At 70.0% G+C, this 17,089-nt stretch carries 13 protein-coding genes; 4 read left to right on the forward strand and 9 right to left on the reverse strand.

Features of this window, described 5'->3' with window-relative positions; translation table 11 throughout:
- Positions 1 to 216: 216 nt before the first annotated feature.
- The 8 genes from AB0J90_RS16890 to AB0J90_RS16925 all read right to left on the reverse strand — a co-directional run bounded on the left by AB0J90_RS16890 (position 217) and on the right by AB0J90_RS16925 (position 11,352).
- Positions 217 to 3,060: a discoidin domain-containing protein gene (locus tag AB0J90_RS16890; RefSeq protein WP_363596847.1), complete on the reverse strand. Its 2,844-nt coding sequence runs from the start codon at positions 3,058 to 3,060 to the stop codon at positions 217 to 219.
- Positions 3,061 to 3,229: 169 nt separating this feature from the next.
- Positions 3,230 to 3,529, reverse strand: coding sequence for a hypothetical protein (locus tag AB0J90_RS16895; RefSeq protein WP_363596705.1), 300 nt, complete (start codon positions 3,527 to 3,529; stop codon positions 3,230 to 3,232).
- Positions 3,530 to 3,531: 2 nt separating this feature from the next.
- Positions 3,532 to 5,160, reverse strand: a complete 1,629-nt coding sequence (locus tag AB0J90_RS16900) for a glycoside hydrolase family 13 protein (RefSeq protein ID WP_363596707.1) — start codon at positions 5,158 to 5,160, stop codon at positions 3,532 to 3,534.
- 97 nt (positions 5,161 to 5,257) lie between these two features.
- Positions 5,258 to 6,145 carry a carbohydrate ABC transporter permease gene (locus tag AB0J90_RS16905; RefSeq protein ID WP_363596709.1) on the reverse strand — a complete coding sequence of 296 codons (888 nt, stop codon included), beginning with the start codon at positions 6,143 to 6,145 and terminating at the stop codon, positions 5,258 to 5,260.
- Between the two features lie 11 nt (positions 6,146 to 6,156).
- Positions 6,157 to 7,113, reverse strand: coding sequence for a sugar ABC transporter permease (locus tag AB0J90_RS16910; protein WP_326562120.1), 957 nt, complete (start codon positions 7,111 to 7,113; stop codon positions 6,157 to 6,159).
- 82 nt (positions 7,114 to 7,195) lie between these two features.
- Positions 7,196 to 8,575 carry an extracellular solute-binding protein gene (locus tag AB0J90_RS16915; protein WP_363596711.1) on the reverse strand — a complete coding sequence of 460 codons (1,380 nt, stop codon included), beginning with the start codon at positions 8,573 to 8,575 and terminating at the stop codon, positions 7,196 to 7,198.
- A 304-nt stretch (positions 8,576 to 8,879) separates the two neighbouring features.
- Complete coding sequence (locus AB0J90_RS16920; protein ID WP_363596713.1) at positions 8,880 to 9,881, reverse strand: LacI family DNA-binding transcriptional regulator; 1,002 nt, start codon at positions 9,879 to 9,881, stop codon at positions 8,880 to 8,882.
- A gap of 76 nt (positions 9,882 to 9,957) precedes the next feature.
- Positions 9,958 to 11,352 carry an NAD(P)/FAD-dependent oxidoreductase gene (locus AB0J90_RS16925; protein WP_363596715.1) on the reverse strand — a complete coding sequence of 465 codons (1,395 nt, stop codon included), beginning with the start codon at positions 11,350 to 11,352 and terminating at the stop codon, positions 9,958 to 9,960.
- A 92-nt stretch (positions 11,353 to 11,444) separates the two neighbouring features.
- Between AB0J90_RS16925 and AB0J90_RS16930 the strand changes: the two genes are divergently transcribed.
- The gene (locus AB0J90_RS16930; RefSeq protein ID WP_363596717.1) at positions 11,445 to 12,635 is read left to right on the forward strand and encodes a serine hydrolase domain-containing protein; all 1,191 of its coding nucleotides are present in this window, start codon (positions 11,445 to 11,447) and stop codon (positions 12,633 to 12,635) included.
- Here the strand turns inward: AB0J90_RS16930 and AB0J90_RS16935 are convergent.
- On the reverse strand, positions 12,632 to 13,576 hold the full coding sequence (locus AB0J90_RS16935; protein WP_363596849.1) for a phytoene/squalene synthase family protein: 945 nt from the start codon (positions 13,574 to 13,576) through the stop codon (positions 12,632 to 12,634). The genes AB0J90_RS16930 and AB0J90_RS16935 overlap by 4 nt on opposite strands.
- Positions 13,577 to 13,869: 293 nt before the next feature.
- Here AB0J90_RS16935 and crtI point away from each other — a divergent pair, with 293 nt between their 5' ends.
- From crtI to AB0J90_RS16950, 3 genes are read left to right on the forward strand one after another with little or no spacing between them, the layout of a single operon-like run.
- Positions 13,870 to 15,351 (forward strand): phytoene desaturase family protein, encoded by a 1,482-nt coding sequence (gene crtI / locus AB0J90_RS16940; protein WP_363596719.1) that lies wholly within the window; start codon positions 13,870 to 13,872, stop codon positions 15,349 to 15,351.
- Positions 15,348 to 15,980, forward strand: coding sequence for an isopentenyl-diphosphate Delta-isomerase (gene idi, locus AB0J90_RS16945; RefSeq protein ID WP_363596721.1), 633 nt, complete (start codon positions 15,348 to 15,350; stop codon positions 15,978 to 15,980). The genes crtI and idi overlap by 4 nt, the downstream gene beginning before the upstream one ends.
- Positions 15,970 to 16,968 (forward strand): MerR family transcriptional regulator, encoded by a 999-nt coding sequence (locus AB0J90_RS16950; RefSeq protein WP_363596723.1) that lies wholly within the window; start codon positions 15,970 to 15,972, stop codon positions 16,966 to 16,968. The genes idi and AB0J90_RS16950 overlap by 11 nt, the downstream gene beginning before the upstream one ends.
- The last annotated feature ends 121 nt before the right edge of the window (positions 16,969 to 17,089 follow it).

A 17,089-nucleotide genomic window follows, 5' to 3' on the forward strand; every position in this document is an offset into this window, starting at 1 on the left:
CCAACTTCGGGCTGGAACGTCAGATGGGGGTGGTGGTGCATAAGCCCACAGGGGGCGGCGGGGCGGGCCGACGTTGCCCGTCCCCGATTACTGCTGAACCTGTACATACGAGACAGCACCTTCCTGCGCCGGGTACACCGACGGCACTCTCCGAGCCGATGGGTGTGATCGGTCCCCTCCCGCCACCGCGGTGGCGGGAGGGGACCTGCCGTACGCCTAGACGGCGTAGACCTCGTACTCGGAGAGCTGACCGGCGGGCCAGCCGGTGTTGCCGGTGAAGGTCAGGCGCAGGTACCGCTGGGTGGTCGCCGCGAAGGTGACCGTGACGGTGTTACCCGAGGCGGGGTTGAAGGTGTAACCCGCCGACGCCTTGAGCGTCGTGTACGGCACCTGACCGGTGGTCGAACCGAGCACCGACAGCGTCTGCGTACGGGTCTGCCAAGCGGCCGCGGGCGGCAGCTTCAGCACCACCCTCGACACCGACCGGGCCGACCCCAGATCCACCGTGATCGACTGCGGGAACGCGTTGTTGGCGCTCTCCCAGTAGGTGTTCGGATTGCCGTCCACCGCGTTGCCACCGCCGTAGACGTCCGCCACGCTGGTCACCGTCGTGGGCCGACCGACGGCCAGGTTGACGTTCGCCGGAGGAGTGGTGGGCGGCGGTGTGGTGGGCGGGGGCGTCGTCGGCGGAGGCGTGGTCACCGGCGGGGTGGTGGGCGGCGGCGTGCTGCCGCTGCCGTACACCTCGAACTCGGAAACCTGCCCGGCCGGCCAGCCGGTGTTCCCGGTGAAGACCAACCGCAGGTAGCGGCGGTTCGCCGAGGGCAGCACGACCGACACCGAGTTACCCGAGGCCGGGTTGAAGGTGTAACCGGCCGCCGGGACGATCGGCGGGAAGCTCCCGTCCGTCGAACCCTGCACCGCGAACGTCTGGGTACGGGTCTCCCAGCCCGGTGGCAACTTCACCACCACCCGGTTGGTGTTCACCACCGCGCCGAGGTCGACCGTCAGCGACTGCGGGAAGGCACCGTTCGCGCTCTCCCAGTAGCTGGCGGCGTTCCCGTCGTTCGCGTTCTGCGCCACGTACCCCTGCGAGGTGCTGGTCGCCGTGATGACCTTGCCCTGGGCCAGGTTGCCGTTGGTCGGCGGCGTGGTCGGAGGGGTCGTCGGCGGCGTGGTCGGAGGAGTGGTGGGCGGAGTGGTCGGCGGCGGCGTGCCGGTCGGCGGCGGGCTGGTCGGCCCGTTGTTCCAGATCGGTGCCGGCCACGGGCCGCAGTCCGGGGTGGCGGTGTACCAACCCGAGTTGCCCGGACCCTGGGTGATCTGGAAACCGCTGCCGACGCAGTTGTGCATCGGCTTGGGCTGGGCGATGCCGCTGGCCCGTACGTTGGTGAAGGAGACCTGACTGGCCGCCTGCACCTGGAGCGCGTACGTTCCGGCGCCGACGATGTTGACGTTGTTGAGGAAGATGCCGTTGGTCTGACCCTCGATCCAGTGCAGCGCGGCGTACGAGCTGTCCAGGATGTCGGTGTCGGTGATGTTGATGGTGGGGTTCTGGAACCCCTGGTTCAGCGCGGAGAACCAGATCGCGCCGACGCCGAAGTTCCAGTTGTAGTCCGAGTTGCCGTTGCGGATCAGGGTGTTGCGGGCGATCGTCCAGGTGCCGAGGACCGAGGTCGCCCCCTGTACGCCGGGATAGCGGTTGGCCACGTGGATGCCGCCGCCGTTGGTGAGCGAGTCGGCGGTCACGTTGTCGGTGATCTTGATGTCCCGACCGCCGTAGCTGACCAGGTGGTTCGCCAGCAGCGTGACGCCGATGGTGTTGTGGGTGAACGAGTTGTTGACGTTCGGTACGTTCTGCGCCCACATCGCCAGCGCGTCGTCACCGGTGTTGCGGACGAACGTGTTGGTCACCGTGGAGTTGGTGACCCCGGTGTGGAAGTTCACCCCGTCCGCGGTCTGGTCCAGGATCCGGCTGTTACGGATGGTGAAGTTGTCCATCGGGCCGTCCATCCAGGCGCCGACCTTGGTGTGCTGCATCCAGATGTTGTCGATGACCGAGTCGGTCATCGCCCCACCGAACGCGTTCACCTGGTCGTCGTCGATCCGCTCCTGGATGTCGCCGATGATGGCGAAGTCCCGTACGGTCACGTTCCGGCTGGGACCGTTCGCCTCGTGCGGGCGTACCCCTCCGGTGTAACCGCCGCCGGGGACGTACTTGCCGTAGATGCCGGCCGCCCGGTTGCGCTGGGTGGGATGCCGACCGCCGAGCACCGAGTACCACGGGCCGGCGCCGCGCAGCGTCACCCGGTCGACCACCACGTGGTCCCAGAGGGTGAAGTTGCCCTGCGGGATCCAGACCGCCCGGCCCTGTGCCGCGCCCGCGTCGACCGCCGCCTGGAAGTCGGCGGTGGAGTCGGTCGCACCGGTCGGGTCGGCACCGAAGTCGGTCACCACGTCGATGACGTTCGCCGGTTTCGCGATCGGGCCGCCGACCAGCTCGAAGTCGGCCAGGTCGATGGTGAAGGTCGGTGACTGGGCGGTGGAGCTGACCTGCAACCGGACCTTGGTGCCGGCCGGGTAGGTCGACCCGAACAGGGTACGGGCCTCGTCGTAGAAGTGGTGCGGGTTGGTGTCGCCGGGGTTGTTGTTGAACGGGTAACCCCCGTAGTACCAGCCGTACTTCGAGGTCACCGGTACGGCCTTGACCACGTTGCCGTTGATCCGCAGGTCGATGCTGGCGTCCCGGCCGGTCCCGGACGGGCTGTCCGGGATGCTGTACCGGAAGGTGACCGCGTCGGCCGGCTTGGTCAGGGTGAACTCGACGTACTCGCCGACCGCGTCCAGGGTCACCGCTTCGCGGCCGGAGGCCTCGGACGGGAGCTGACCGTAGTAGCGGGTCGGGCCGATCTTCGAACCGTTGTGGGCGACGTTCTCCGCCTCCTGCTCGACGAAGGGCACGGTGGCACCGCGACCGACGATGTCGAACGGGGATAGGCCGGCGGCCTGGGCGGGCGCTGCCGACGTGAGGGTGAGAACACTGATCGAGGCCGCGGCCATCGCGGTGCTGGCGATGACGGCCAGCCCGACCCGGGCGCGGTTGTTGCGTGGTGCGGTGGCGGTGCCGGGCGTGGGCGCGCCGGCGGTATGGATGGCCATTGGATCCCTTTCGTCAGGAAAACCAATTCCCCCGTGCGTGGAGCCGCGTGGAGCCGCAATCAGCAATGGTTCAGGGCGCGTAGACCTCCCGTTCGGTTACCGGCCGGTGGAACGGCCCGGTGGTGGTGGCGACGGTGACGTTTCGTACCGCCGCCGAAAAATTCGGGGGTACGGCGTGTCCGCCGACGGTGGGGTCGGCGTCCCCACCCCCGGCGGACACCACCGCGCCGTCGCACTCGGCCCGGGTGGGCCCGGGGCCGAGTTGGACGTACCCGGCGACCCACTGACCCGCGTACGCCGCCGACGACCGCCGGTGGGAACCGCACACCGCTGTCCCGGTGCTGCGTTCGAAGGCGGGTACGCGGGTCATGTCTAGACCGTTCCGGTCCGCAGCCAGACGGCCGTGTCCGGGGGAAGCAGGTCTCCGTCGAGCGGCCCACTGGCGAGCAGTCGGAGCTCGTGCGCCGGCAGCGGCACCGGTACGCCGGACAGGTTCACCACGCAGGCGAACTCGTCGCCGCGGCTGAACGCGAGCACGTCGTCCGGTGCCTCGATCCAGCTCATCGGGCCGTCACCGAGACCGCTCTCGGCCCGCCGGATCCGGATCGCCGCCTGGTAGAGCGCCAGCATCGACGACGGGTCCCCGGTCTGCGCCTGGGCGGTACGGCCCTTCCAGTCCGCCGGCTGCGACAGCCACGGCGCGGTGGTCGCGCCCTCCGGGCTGAAGCCGAACGGGGGCGCGTCACCGGACCACGGCAACGGCACCCGGCAGCCGTCCCGACCCGGGTCGATGTAGCCGGAACGCGGCCACATCGGGTCCGTACGCTCTGCCGGCGGGACGTCGACCTCCCAGAGCCCGAGTTCCTCGCCCTGGTAGACGTACGTGGCGCCGGGCAGGGCGAGCGAGAGCAGAGCCGCCGCGCGGGCCCGTACGGTGCCCAGCTCCAGGTCGGTGAAGATCCCCTCGCGCTTCTTGGCGAAGCTGAACGTGGTGTCCTCGCGTCCGTACCGGGTGACGTGCCGGGTGACGTCGTGGTTGGAGAGCACCCAGGTCGCCGGGGCGCCGACCGGTGCGTGCGCGTGCAGCGTGCCGTCGATGCTCTCGCGCAGCGCCGAGGCGTCCCAGGCGCAGCCGAGGAAGTCGAAGTTGAACGCGGCGTGCAGCTCGTCCGGGCGCAGGTAGTTGGCGAACCGCTGCCGGTCCGGCATCCACACCTCGCCGATCAGCGCCCGGTCACCGGGGTACTCGTCGGCGATCCGCCGCCAGGCCCGGTAGACGTCGTGCACCCCGTCGAGGTCGCGGAACGGGTGCGGCCGGTCCGGCAGGGTCTCCGGCAGCGTGCCGTCCTTGACCAGCAGCCCGGCGGAGTCGATCCGGATGCCGTCCACGCCCCGGTCGAACCAGAACCGCAGGATGTCCTCGAACTCGGCCCGTACCAGCGGGTGTTCCCAGTTGAAGTCGGGCTGCTCGGCGGTGAACAGGTGCAGGTACCAGTCACCGGGGGTGCCGTCCGGGTTGGTGGTACGGGTCCAGGTCTCGCCGCCGAACTCGCCGACCCAGTCGGTGGGCCGCTGGTCGCCGTTCGGACCCCGCCCGGGGCGGAACCAGAACAGGTCCCGCTCGGGTGCGCCGGGTCCGCCGGCCAGCGCCGCCTGGAACCACGGGTGCTGGTCGGAGCAGTGGTTGGGCACCACGTCGACGATGGTCCGGATGCCCAGCGCGTGGGCCTCCGCGATCAGCGCCTCGGCCTCGGGCAGGGTGCCGAAGATCGGGTCGATGTCCCGGTAGTCGGCCACGTCGTAGCCGGCGTCGGCCATCGGCGACGGGTACCAGGGGCTGAACCAGATCGCGTCGACGCCGAGCGCGGACAGGTGATTCAGCCGGGACCGGATGCCGGCGATGTCGCCGATGCCGTCGCCGTTGCCGTCGGCGAAACTACGTGGATACACCTGGTAGATCACCGCTCCACGCCACCACGGACTGTTGTCTGCTGTGGACACGAGCACCTGCTTTCTGCGTCAGTACGTCGGCGGGTTCGCCAGACCTGGATGTGTTCGGGCGAACGGTCGTTGTCCGCCGCGGGAGGTAACGCGAGGCCTATCCCTTGAGGCTGCCCGTGGTCAGACCGGACATGATGTTCCGCTGGAAGACCAGGAAGATGATGACGGTCGGGATCGCGGCGATGACCGAGGCGGCGATCACCACGTTCATCGGCGTACCACCGGCGAAGGCGTAGATGCCGACGCTGACCGTACGGGTCTCGGGTGACGGCATGACCAGCTTGGGCCAGAGGAAGTCCTTCCAGACCGCCGTCACCGCGAAGATCGAGACCACGCCGAGGATGGGACGCGACATCGGCAGGATGATCGACCAGAGCGTACGCAGCGGCGTCGCCCCGTCCATCAGCGCCGCCGCTATCAGGTCCTCCGGGATCGAGTCGAAGAACCGCTTCAGCAGGAAGATGTTGAACGCGTTCGCGACCAGGGGCAGCCAGATCGCGAACGGCGAGTCGAGCAGGTTGATGTGCAGGATCGGCAGGTCGATCACGGTCACGTACTGCGGGACGATGAGGACCATCGCCGGGATCATCAGCGTGGCCAGCATCGCGCCGAGGATCACGTTGCCGAAGATCGGTCGGAGCTTGGACAGCGCGTACGCCGCTGCGGTGTCGAAGACGAGTTGGAGCAGCACCGCGCCGGCCGCGTAGTAGAACGTGTTGAACAGCAGCTTGCCGAGGTCGAGGTTGTTCCACGCGTCGGCGTAGTTCTGCCACTGCGGATCCTGTGGGAAGAACGTCGGCGGGGTCTGTGCGATCTCCTGGCCGGACTTGAGCGCGCCGGTGACCATCCAGTAGAGCGGCCCGAGGAAGGCGAGCGTGAACCCCACCACGACGACGGTGAGCAGCGTCCAGTAGATGACCTTGCCGCGGCCCCGACTGAGCTGGGCATGGGAGATGAGTGTCCGGGTCCCGGAGTCCTGTGCCATGGGTCGCCGTCCTAGTCCTGTTTCGCAGTCAGTCGCACGTAGACGGCGGAGAAGCCGGCCAGCACCACGAGCATGATCACGCCGAGCGCAGCGGCGCCGTTGAGGTCGTTCTGGAAGAACCCGTGCTGGTAGATGAGGTACGCGACCGAGGTCGCGGAGTCCTCCGCGCCCGCGCCGTTGGCGAGGATCAGCGGCTCGATGAAGAGCTGCATGGTGGCGACGATCTGGAGCATGGCCAGCAGGGCGAGGATCAGCCGGGTCTGCGGGATGGTCACGTTGACGATCCGTCGCCAGAGCCCGGCGCCGTCGAGTTCGGCCGCCTCGTAGAGTTCGCCGGGTACGTTCTGCAGCGATGCCAGGTAGATCAGCACCGCGCTGCCCATGTTCATCCAGGTGGACGCGATCACCATCGCCGGTATCGTCATCTCGGGCGACTGCATCCACTGCGACGTGGGCAGGTGCAGTGCCTTGAGGATCGCGTTGAACAGCCCCGCCTCGCTGGGGTCGTACGCGTAGAACTTGAACAGGAACAGCGCCGAGGCCGGCGGCAGCATCACCGGCAGGTAGACCAGGATCCGCAGGTAGCCCTTGGCGTGGCGGAACTCGTTGAGCAGGATCGCCACGAAGAACGGCAGCGCGTACCCGAGGACCAGCGCGAGGACCGTGAAGTAGAAGGTGTTCTGCCAGGCGGTCCAGAAGCTGGGGTCGGCGACGATGCGGACGTAGTTGTCCCAGCCCACCCAGGAGGTTTCCCCGCGCCGGGTGCGCTGGAAGCTCATCACCACGCCGCGGATCATCGGGTACCAGGAGAAGACGACGAAGCAGAGCACCGCCCCGATGAGGAACGCGTGACCGGTGAGGTTGTCCCGTACCTTGCGGCCGAGGCTCGTACGCTTCGGCCGTGCCGTGTACGGCGAGGTCGGGCGTCCCGGTTTCCTGGTGGCCTCCGGGACGGTGGTGATCGCCAAGGCAACTCCTGCGTGAGTCGGTGACACCGATGGTGCGGCTGGATGGTGTGGGGGCCGGCGTACCGACCCCCACACCCTCGGATCAGCTCTCGGCGGCGAGAAGCTGGTTGACCTTCTCTTCGGCCGTCTTGAGCAGCGCGTCGATGTTCGAGTTCGGGCTGGTCAGCACCCCGGACATCGCACCATCGAGCACCGCGTAGATCGCCTGTGCGTTGCGCGGCTCACCCTTGATCGGCACCGGCGTCGCCTCGAAGATCGCGAAGTTGGCGGTGTCGACGTTCGCGTTCGCCTTGCGCAGCTCGAGCTCCTGCTTCTGGGCGTCGCTGCCGTTGGCGAACAGCAGCGGCTGGGGCAGGCCCACCGGGTAGTTCTGCGGCTTCGCCCGGGCGTAGTCGAACTGGCCCTTGCCCGGCGTCAACTTCTGGTACGCGATCCACTTCAGACCGGCCTTGACCTGCTCGGGGGTGAGATCCTTCTTGAAGAAGTAACCCTCGCCACCACCGAGCGTGCCCTTGGCCGCACCGTCCTGGCCGGGCAGCGGGGCCATCGCCCAGTCCTGGAACTTGCCCTGGAACTGGCTGACGATCGCCTGGGTGGCGTCCGGCGCACCGATGAACATGCCGACCTTGCCGGCACCGGCGTTGGTCAACAGGTCGCCCCACTGGAGCAGCTGACGGTCGCCCATGCTGTTGTCGCCGTACCGCATGTCCTTGAGGTTCTGCAGGACCTGCTTGCCGGCGGCGTCGTTGAACGCGGCCTTCTTGCCGTCCGCGCTGAGCACCTGGCCGCCCTGGGAGTAGAGCAGGGAGGTGAAGTGCCAGCCGCCGGTGTTGCCCGCGCTGTACTCCGAGTAGCCGGCGATGCCGTTGCCGAGGGCCGAGATCTTCTTGGCCGCGGCCCGGACCTCGCCCCACGTCTTCGGCGGGCTGTTCGGGTCGAGCCCGGCCTGCTGGAACAGGACCTTGTTGTAGACCAGGCCCATCGAGTAGTTCTTCACCGGTACGGCGTAGAGCTTGCCGCCGTCGGTGAAGACCTCCTTGAGCGCCGGGTCGACGCTGTCCCAGGTCGGGATCGAGTCCTTGCCGACGAGGTCGGTGATGTCCTTCGCCTGACCCGAGTCGAGCACCTGCTGCAGGTCGGTCATGTAGCCGTAGAACAGGTCGGTCACGGTGCCACCGGCCAGGCGGGCGGTGAAGTCCGGCGGGTTGTTGCACTGCTCGCCGACGCTCACGCTCTTGACCACGATGTCGGGGTTCTGCTTCTGGAACTCCGCGACGTCGTCGTTCCAGTTCTGCAACAGCTCTTTCTGAGCGCCGACCGGCTGGCAGTCGACGGTGATGGTGACCTTGCCGCTCGCATCGCTCGATGCGTCGTCACTCTTCGTGGAGCACGCCGTAAGGCTGAGCCCCAGGCCGGCTACGAGCGTGAACGCCGCAGCCTTCCGCAGCCTGGATCCGTCCATGGAGAACACCCTTCCCTGGGTGGGCACGCGGGATTGTGATCTAGCTCTCTTGCATGCAATGTTTCGTGGCGATGACGATACAAAGTCGAATCGCTCCCCGCAAGAACTAGACGGAAATTCGAAAGACTACGACTGTTTGCCCCAGGTGGGCGGCGGTCCCGCTCGCCCACCCTCCGCACCGCACACGAAAGGGCGGACCGGTGGCCGGTCCGCCCTGGTGGTTCGCGTCGAGGCTGGTCAGAGAGTTGTCGGTGCGGAGAGGTAGATCAGCGGCGCCGCCGGTCGACGAACCGGGAGCGCAGGGTCAGCGGGTGGGTACGGGCGCGGTCGAGCCGCGTACCACCAACTCGGGCTCGAAGAGCAGCTCGTCGTGCAGCACACCGACCCCCTCGATCATGGTGACCAGCAGGTCCACGGCCGCCTGCCCCATCGTCTCGATCGGCTGCCGGACCGTGGTCAGCGGCGGGTCGGTGCAGGTCATGAACGCGGAGTCGTCGAACCCGACCACGGAGATGTCGGCCGGCACCGAACGACCCAGCCGGCGGGCCGCCCGGATGGTGCCCAGGGCCAACACGTCGCTGGCGCAGATGATGCCGGTCACCCCCCGCTCGACCAGCTTGGTCGCGGCGACCCTGGCACCCTCCATGGAGAAGCTGGACCGCTCCACGCACTCGTCGCCGTCGGCCCAACCGGAAACCTGGGCCATCGCGGCGAGCTTGCGCCGGGACGGTACGTGGTCCTCCGGGCCGAGCACCATGCCGATCCGCTCGTGGCCGAGCGAGCGCAGGTGGCCGTACGCCTGCTCCACCGCCACCGCGTCGTCGGTGGAGACCCGGGGGAACTCCAACTCGTCCACGCCCGCGTTGACCAGGACCACCGGCAGACCCCGGTCGGTCAACCGACGGTAGTGGTCGTGCCGGGCGTCGGCCAGCGCGTACGAGCCACCCGCGAAGATCACCCCGGAGACCTGGTGGTCCAGCAGCATCTCGACGTAGTCCATCTCCGAGACGCCACCGATGGTGCGGGCACAGAGCGCCGGGGTGAAGCCGCGCTGGGCGAGCGAACCGGTGACCACCTCGGCGAGCGCCGGGAAGATCGGGTTCTGCAATTCGGGCAGGACCAGGCCGACCAGCCGGGCCCGTTCACCCCGCAGTTTCGTCGGCCGTTCGTAGCCGAGCACGTCCAAAGCCGTGAGCACCGCGGTCCGAGTGGCCTCGGAGACGCCATCGCGACCGTTGAGCACCCGGCTCACCGTGGCCTCGCTGACGCCGGCCTTCTTTGCTACTTCGGTGAGGCGTTTAGTCACGGCCGCAATGGTACGGCAATTTCTTGCAAGAAATTAACTGGAATCTGCCCGCGCAGCCGCTTCGGCTGCCGTGCGGCTACTTCAGATTGTTCAGGGCGTCCCCGATCGCCCGATGGAAAGTCGGGTAGGCCCAAATCATCTGCCGCAGTTGGGCCACCGGAACCGCCGCGTGCACGGCCACGGCCAGCGCACCCAGCACCTCGCCACCAGACGGACCGGCCGAGGTGGCGCCGATCAGGATGCCCCGATCGGCATCCGCGATCAACTTGATGAATCCCTCGTTGCCGACCTTGTGGATCCAGCCCCGCGAGGAATCCGGCAGCCGGGTCTGCCCCACCCGGATGCGCAGCCCAGCGTCACGGGCCTGTCGCTCGGTCAGCCCCACCGCACCGATTTCCGGATCAGTGAACGTCACCCGAGGCAGTGCCCGATAGTCCGCCCGTGGCACCGCCCGATCGCCCACTTCCACGGCCGAGCCGCCACCGCTCAGGATGTCCTGGATCACGATTCCCGCCTGGTACATCGCCATGTGCGTGAATGCGCCATGACCGGTCACGTCACCGACCGCCCAGATGCCCTCGGCAACCCGCATCCGGTCGTCGGTGTCGAGATAGCGCTGCCCCGGATCCAGCCCCACGCTCGGCAGACCCAGCTCGTCCAGCCGGGCCCGCCGGCCGCTGGCGACCAGCAGCCGGTCCGCGCGTACGGTGCCGTCGCCGGTCAGGAGCAGGGTGAAGCCGTCCGCGCCATGGTCGACCCGTTCGGTCCGCATGCCGGTGTGGATCTCCACCCCGTCGGCCCGCAACGCGGCGGTCGCCAGCTCCGACGACTCCGGCTCCTCCATCGCCAGCAGCCGGTCGGACCGCTCGACCACGTGCACCCGTACGCCGAACCGGGCGAAGACCTGCGCCAACTCCAGACCGATCGCCCCGCCGCCGAGGACCGCTATCGACCGGGGCAGTTCGGCCGCCTCGATCGCCTCGTGATTCGTCCAGTACGGCGTTGCCGCCAGCCCCTCGACCGGCGGGATCACCGGGGTCGTACCGGTGCCGATGACGATGCCCCGGCGGGCCCGGTAGCGGGTCCCGTCGACCTCGACCAGACCCGGCCCGACCAACTCGGCCGACCCGCGGACCAGCCTCCCGCCCTTGCCGACGAACCGGTCGGCGGCCCGTTTGTCGGTCCAGTCCGCGGTCGCCTCGTCCCTGATCCGGGCCGCCACCGGCGCCCAGTCCGCCACGACCTCCGCCCGGCCGCCCAGCACACCGACCCGGTTCGCCTCGGCCAGCGCGTTCCCCGCCCTGATCATCATCTTGCTCGGAATGCAGCCCCAGTACGGGCACTCGCCCCCGACGAGCCGGCGCTCGATCCCGAGTACGGAAAGACCGGCCTCGGCCAGCCGACCCGCGGCCTCCTCGCCGCCGACACCGAGTCCCATCACGATCACGTCGAACTGCTCCGGCTCCGTCACCCCGTCAGCATCTCGCACCGGGCAGACCCGGACCCGGCTACCGCTCACATATCGTGTGTCGGCGGACCGGGGAACGGGCCTACCGTGGTCGGGTGAACGAGGACCGGGTACGTGAAGATCGGGTGGACGGCGACTGGGACCGGCGCTTCGTCGCCGTACGCGATGCCTTCGCGGCGCTGCTGAGCGACGAGCGTCCGACTGAAAATCGGAAGGTCGGCGGAACCGGTGACCCGGCCGGGAGCGGGCGGCTCGAAGGTGCGGCCGAGACCGGTGCGTCGCTCGCCGTCTGGCACCGCGGCCGACCGGTGCTCGACCTGGTCGGCGGCTGGCGGGACACCGCCCGTTCCCGGCCCTGGACCCCGGACACCCTGGTCAACGTCTACTCGGTGGGCAAACCGGTCGCCGCGCTCTGCCTGCTGCTGCTGGTCGAGCGGGGCCGGATCGGGCTGGACGACCCGGTGGTCCGGCACTGGCCGGGCTTCCGCGCCACCGGGGCGACCGTACGGCACGTGCTGAGCCACACCGCCGGGCTGCCGGTGTTCCCGGTGCCCCGGCCGGAACAGGCACTCGGCGACTGGGACCTGCTCGCCGGTGACCTGGCCGACGCCGAACCGGTCTGGGCGCCGGGCACCGTCGCGGCCGAACACGCGCTGACCTACGGGCACCTCGTCGGTGAACTGGTCCGCCGGGTCGACGGCCGCTCGATCGGCCGTTTCCTGGCCGACGAGATCGCCGGGCCGTGGCGGCTGGACCTGCACTTCGGGCTCGCCCCGGCCGACCAGGCCCGCTGCGCCGACCTGGGCTACGGCGACCCGGACTGGCCGGTCACGATCCTGGGCACCCCCGGCTCACTGCGCGCCCGCGCGCTCGGCAACCCGGCCAGCTGCCTGGACCTCGCCGTACTCAACGGGCCGCTCTGGCGGTCGGCCGAGGTGCCCGCGGTGAACCTGCACGCCACCGCCGCCGGTCTGGCCCGGCTCTACGCCGGGCTGCTCGCCGGGGGCGAGCTGGACGGCGTACGGCTGTTCGGTGCCGAACTGGTGACCGAGCTGACCCGGGCCCAGTACGTCGGCGACGACCTGCTGCTGGAGCGTCCGACACAGTGGACGCTCGGCATGCAGCTCGAAGACGACGGGAGCTGGGGCATGGGCGGGATCGGCGGCAGCGTGGCCTGGGCCGACCCGGTACGGGACTACACGTTCGCGTACGCCACCCGGCACCTGTCCGGCTTCGACCGGGTGGAGTGGCTGGTCGACGTACTGCACACCTGCCTCGACGGTTAGGCGGCCGGACCGGGTAGCGGCACCGGGGTGCCGGGGCGGGTCAGCAGGGCGCGCAGGGCCACCGCTGCCCGGCGCCGGTTCGGTACGGCGGCACGCCGGACGAAAACGTCGTAACCGGCGGCGGCCACCTCGTCCAGGATCCCACCGTAGAGCAGGTACGCGGTCCGCATGCAGGCCTGCGAGGCGGGGTTGAGCAGCACGATCCCCGGTGCGGCGGCGGCATAGTGCGCCTGGGCACGCGCCACCTCGTACGCGATCAGCTCCCGGATCGGAGTGCTCGCCCGACGCCGGGCGGCGGCCTCGACCAGGTCGTCCCGGCTGACCCCGAACCTGGCCAGGTCCTCGTCCGGCAGGTAGGTACGGCCGCGGTCCAGGTCCTCGGCGACGTCCCGGATGAAGTTGGTCAGCTGGAACGCCAGGCCGAGTTGGCGGGCCGGCTCGCGGGCGGCGACCGGGTCGGACGAACCGAGGATGGGCAGCATCATGGTGCCGATCACCGCAGCCGACCCCTCCATGTAGTCGAGCAGGTCGTCGTAACCGGCGTACGAGGTGACCGTGAGGTCCATCGCCATGCTGCGCAGGAACGACGCGAAGTCGTCCGGGTCGAGGTTGAACGCGGCGATGGTGTGCAGCACCGCGGGCAGCAGCGGGTCGTCGACCGGGGCACCACGTAGCCCGGCGACGAACCGGTCGGACCAGTCGGTGAGCTGGGCGGCCCGGACGGCGGGTGGCAGGTCGTCGGTGCGGTCGACGATCTCGTCGGCGTACCGGGTGAAGCCGTAGAGCGCGTGCACGTGCCGTCGCTTCCACGCCGGCAGCAGCCGGGTCGCGAGATAGTAGGTGCGACCATGCTGTTTGTGCAGCTCACGGCAGCGAGCGTAGGCCGCGGCGAGATCGGTGGCCGCCGGCTGTCGGGCCGCTGTGGCGGGCACCGGTGGCATCGTGCGCTGCCGGTCGATCGCCGTCGGTCCCTGGTCCACCACCGCACCCGACTCCCGTTCCACCGTGCCCCGTTTCTGGTCCACCGTCCCGTCCTCCGAGTCCTTCGCCGACCAGCCGGCGTCCTTCGCCCAGCAATCGACGCACCAATCGACGCAACTCGTAACCCTAAGGTACGCTCCAGCGACGGCCAAGGACCCGGGCCGCACCACAATCGCCCCCGCACTTACCCGTCTTGCTGTGGTAACGACTCATCGGCGGGCATGATGAGGGATCGCAGCAAGGAGGTGGTCGCGTGCGGACCGTGAGTGGACGGACCGATCGGGTGGTGGTGGTCGGGGCGGGACTCGGTGGACTCGCCTGCGCCCTGCACCTGGCCGGCAGCGGCCGGCAGGTCACCGTGCTGGAACGCGAACCGGTGCCGGGCGGCCGGGCCGGCCGGCTCAGCCTCGACGGGTACGAGTTCGACACCGGCCCGACCGTGCTCACCATGCCCGACCTGATCGCCGAGGCGCTGGACGCGGTCGGCGAGGAGCTGACCGACTGGCTCGACCTGATCCCGCTGGACCCGGCGTACCGCGCGCACTACCCCGACGGCTCCACCCTCGACGTGCACACCGAACCGGCCGCGATGGCGGCCGAGATCTCCCGCGTCTGCGGTCCCCGGGAGGCCGACGGTTACCTGCGCTTCGTCGACTACGCGCGCAACCTGTGGCAGCTGGAGCGTACCGACTTCATCGAACGCAACCTCGACTCGCCGACCGACCTGCTCACCGGCAACCTGGTCAAGCTGGTCGCGGCCGGCGCCTTCCGCCGACTCCAGACCAAGGTCAACCAGTTCTTCCGCGACCCCCGGACCCAGCGGATCTTCTCCTTCCAGGCGATGTACGCCGGCCTCGCCCCGCACGACGCGCTCGCCATCTACACCGTCATCTCGTACCTCGACTCGGTGGCCGGGGTCTACTTCCCGCGCGGCGGCATCCACGCCGTCTCCCGGGCGCTGGCCGGCGCCGCCGAGAAGCACGGCGTCCAGATCCGGTACGACACCACCGTGACCCGGGTGGAAACCTCGGCCGGCCGGGCCACCGCGGTCACCACCGCCGACGGCGAACGGATCCCGGCCGACGTGGTGGTCCTCAACCCGGACCTGCCGATCGCCTACCGCGACCTGCTGCCACCGGCCCGGCAGCGCCGGTTGCGCTACTCCCCCTCCTGCGTGGTGCTGCACGTCGGTTCGAGTCAGGCGTACTCGGGGATCGCCCACCACAACATCCACTTCGGGCGTTCCTGGCGGGGCACCTTCCAGGAGGTGATCAAGCGGGGTCAGTTGATGTCGGACCCGTCCCTGCTGGTCACCAACCCGAGCCGGACCGACCCGTCGGTCGCACCGGCCGGACGCCACTCGTACTACGTGCTCGCCCCCGTACCCAACCTCGAATCGGCACCGCTGGACTGGCGCAGCGACCTGCCCCGGCGGTACGCCGCCGAGCTCACCGCCACCCTGGAGAGCCGGGGCTACGTCGGGTTCGCCGACGGGGTCGAGGTCTCCGAGGTCGTCACGCCCGCCGACTGGGCCGACGCCGGGATGGCCGCGGGCACCCCGTTCGCCGCCGCGCACAGTCTTTTCCAGACCGGACCATTCCGTCCCACGAATCTGCACCGCACACTCTCCAATGTGGTGTTCGTTGGTTCGGGTACACAGCCGGGAGTGGGTGTTCCGATGGTGCTGATCTCCGGGAAGCTGGCCGCGGCCAGGGTCACCGGCGGTGGTCGATGACCACGGCGCGGGAAGAACACCTGGTCGAGCTGGTCGACGACGGCGGCTCCGTGCTGGGCGAGACCACCGTCGCGGCGGCGCACCAGCCACCGGGGCAGCTGCACCGGGCCTTCTCGGTGCTGCTGGTCGACCCGGCCGGACGGGTGCTGCTGCAACAACGGGCCGCCGTCAAGACCCGCTTCCCGCTGCGCTGGGCCAACTCGTGCTGCGGGCACCCGGAACCGGGCCAGTCCCTGCGTACGGCGGCCAACCGGCGGCTGGTGGAGGAACTGGGCGTCGGACCGGTCGGGCTGACCGAGGTCGGTGTGCACCTCTACTTCGCCGAAGACCCGGTCACCGGACGGGTCGAATTCGAGTACGACCACGTACTGCGCGCGGACTTCGCGCCGGACCAGTCGCTGCTGCCCGATCCGGCGGAGGTGGCCGACCTGCGCTGGGTCGACCCCGAGGAGCTGCGCGCCGACATCGACGCCAACCCGGACGGGTACGCGCCCTGGCTGGTCGGCGTGATCGACCGCTACCTGCTGTCCGTACCGGCGACCGCCGGTCCCACCGGCACAGCCGGTGTCCCGGCCAGCGCCGCTGCCGGGCTGGTGGACAACGCGGCGGAGCCGCCGGGTGGGCGATGACGGACTGAGCGCGGGGGCGGTCGCGCGCCGGCTCGGCGTGGCGGTCACCACCCTGCGCACCTGGCACCAGCGGTACGGCCTCGGGCCGAGCCGGCACGTTCCCGGCCAGCACCGGCGCTACACCGCCCAGGACCTGGCCCGACTGGAAATCATGCGCCGGCTCACCGCCGAGGGGGTGGTGCCGGCCGAGGCCGCCCGGTGGGCGCAACGGACACCTGATCCGGCGGACCATGGGGAACCGGGGCGGGGTTCGCACCCGGCTGTCGACGTACCCGATCGGGACCGTGCCCGGCCGACGCGCCGGACGATGATCCGGCCGCGCGACGGCGGCGGGCGAACCATCCCGGTCCCTGCGGCCGGTCCAGCCGCACGCGGACTGGCCCGGGCGGCGATGCGGCTCGACGCGGCCGGCGTGTACGGAACCATCGAGCGGATGATCGCCGTCGACGGGGTGGTGGCCGCCTGGAACGGGCTGCTGCGGCCGGTGCTTGCCGGGCTCGGTGAACGGCACGCCGCCACAGCCGGCCTGATCGCGGTGGAACACCTGGTTTCGCGCTGTGCGTCCGAGGCGCTGGCGGTGGTCACCCGAACCGCGGCGCACAGCGGACCGCCGCGGATCCTCCTCGCCTCTACCGACGAGGAACAGCACACCCTGCCGTTGGAGGCGCTCGCCGCCGCACTGGCCGAGGCCGGTGTGGCGACCCGCCAACTCGGCGCCCGGGTGCCGGCGGCGGCGCTGGCCGACGCGGTCGCCCGGACCGGACCGGCCGCGGTGGTGCTCTGGTCGCATGCCCGTTCCACCGCGGATCCGACCCCGCTGCGGGCGGTGCTGGCGAGCCCGCACCGGCCGGTCCTGCTGATTGCCGCTGGGCCCGGCTGGCGGGCCGAGTCGCTGCCCGCCGGAGTGCCGCTACCGGCCAGCCTGACCGAGGCGCTGTCGCTCACCGTGACGCTGGGCGCGTCGGCCGACCGGTCGCTCACCGGCTGAGCGGTACCGCTCGGATCAATCGACAAAAATCGAGGCCCCGTCGGGGCCGCGGTCGATCCCCGGGTGGGCTAGCGTGAGCGACTGCCCCGATGCTCCCTCGCCCGATACCCCTCGGGAGTCG

The organism is Micromonospora sp. NPDC049523 (assembly GCF_040676775.1).
In the GTDB taxonomy this organism is placed as follows: Bacteria; Actinomycetota; Actinomycetes; order Mycobacteriales; family Micromonosporaceae; genus Micromonospora_G.

Excerpts from the sequence above, each read along its gene's own strand:
- AB0J90_RS16905 (WP_363596709.1), bottom strand. The coding sequence starts at position 6,145 with ATGGCACAGGACTCCGGGACCCGGACACTCATCTCCCATGCCCAGCTC.
- AB0J90_RS16895 (WP_363596705.1), bottom strand. The coding sequence starts at position 3,529 with ATGACCCGCGTACCCGCCTTCGAACGCAGCACCGGGACAGCGGTGTGC.
- idi (WP_363596721.1), top strand. The coding sequence starts at position 15,348 with ATGACCACGGCGCGGGAAGAACACCTGGTCGAGCTGGTCGACGACGGC.
- AB0J90_RS16915 (WP_363596711.1), bottom strand. The coding sequence starts at position 8,575 with ATGGACGGATCCAGGCTGCGGAAGGCTGCGGCGTTCACGCTCGTAGCC.
- AB0J90_RS16890 (WP_363596847.1), bottom strand. The coding sequence starts at position 3,060 with ATGGCCGCGGCCTCGATCAGTGTTCTCACCCTCACGTCGGCAGCGCCC.
- AB0J90_RS16935 (WP_363596849.1), bottom strand. The coding sequence starts at position 13,576 with ATGCCACCGGTGCCCGCCACAGCGGCCCGACAGCCGGCGGCCACCGAT.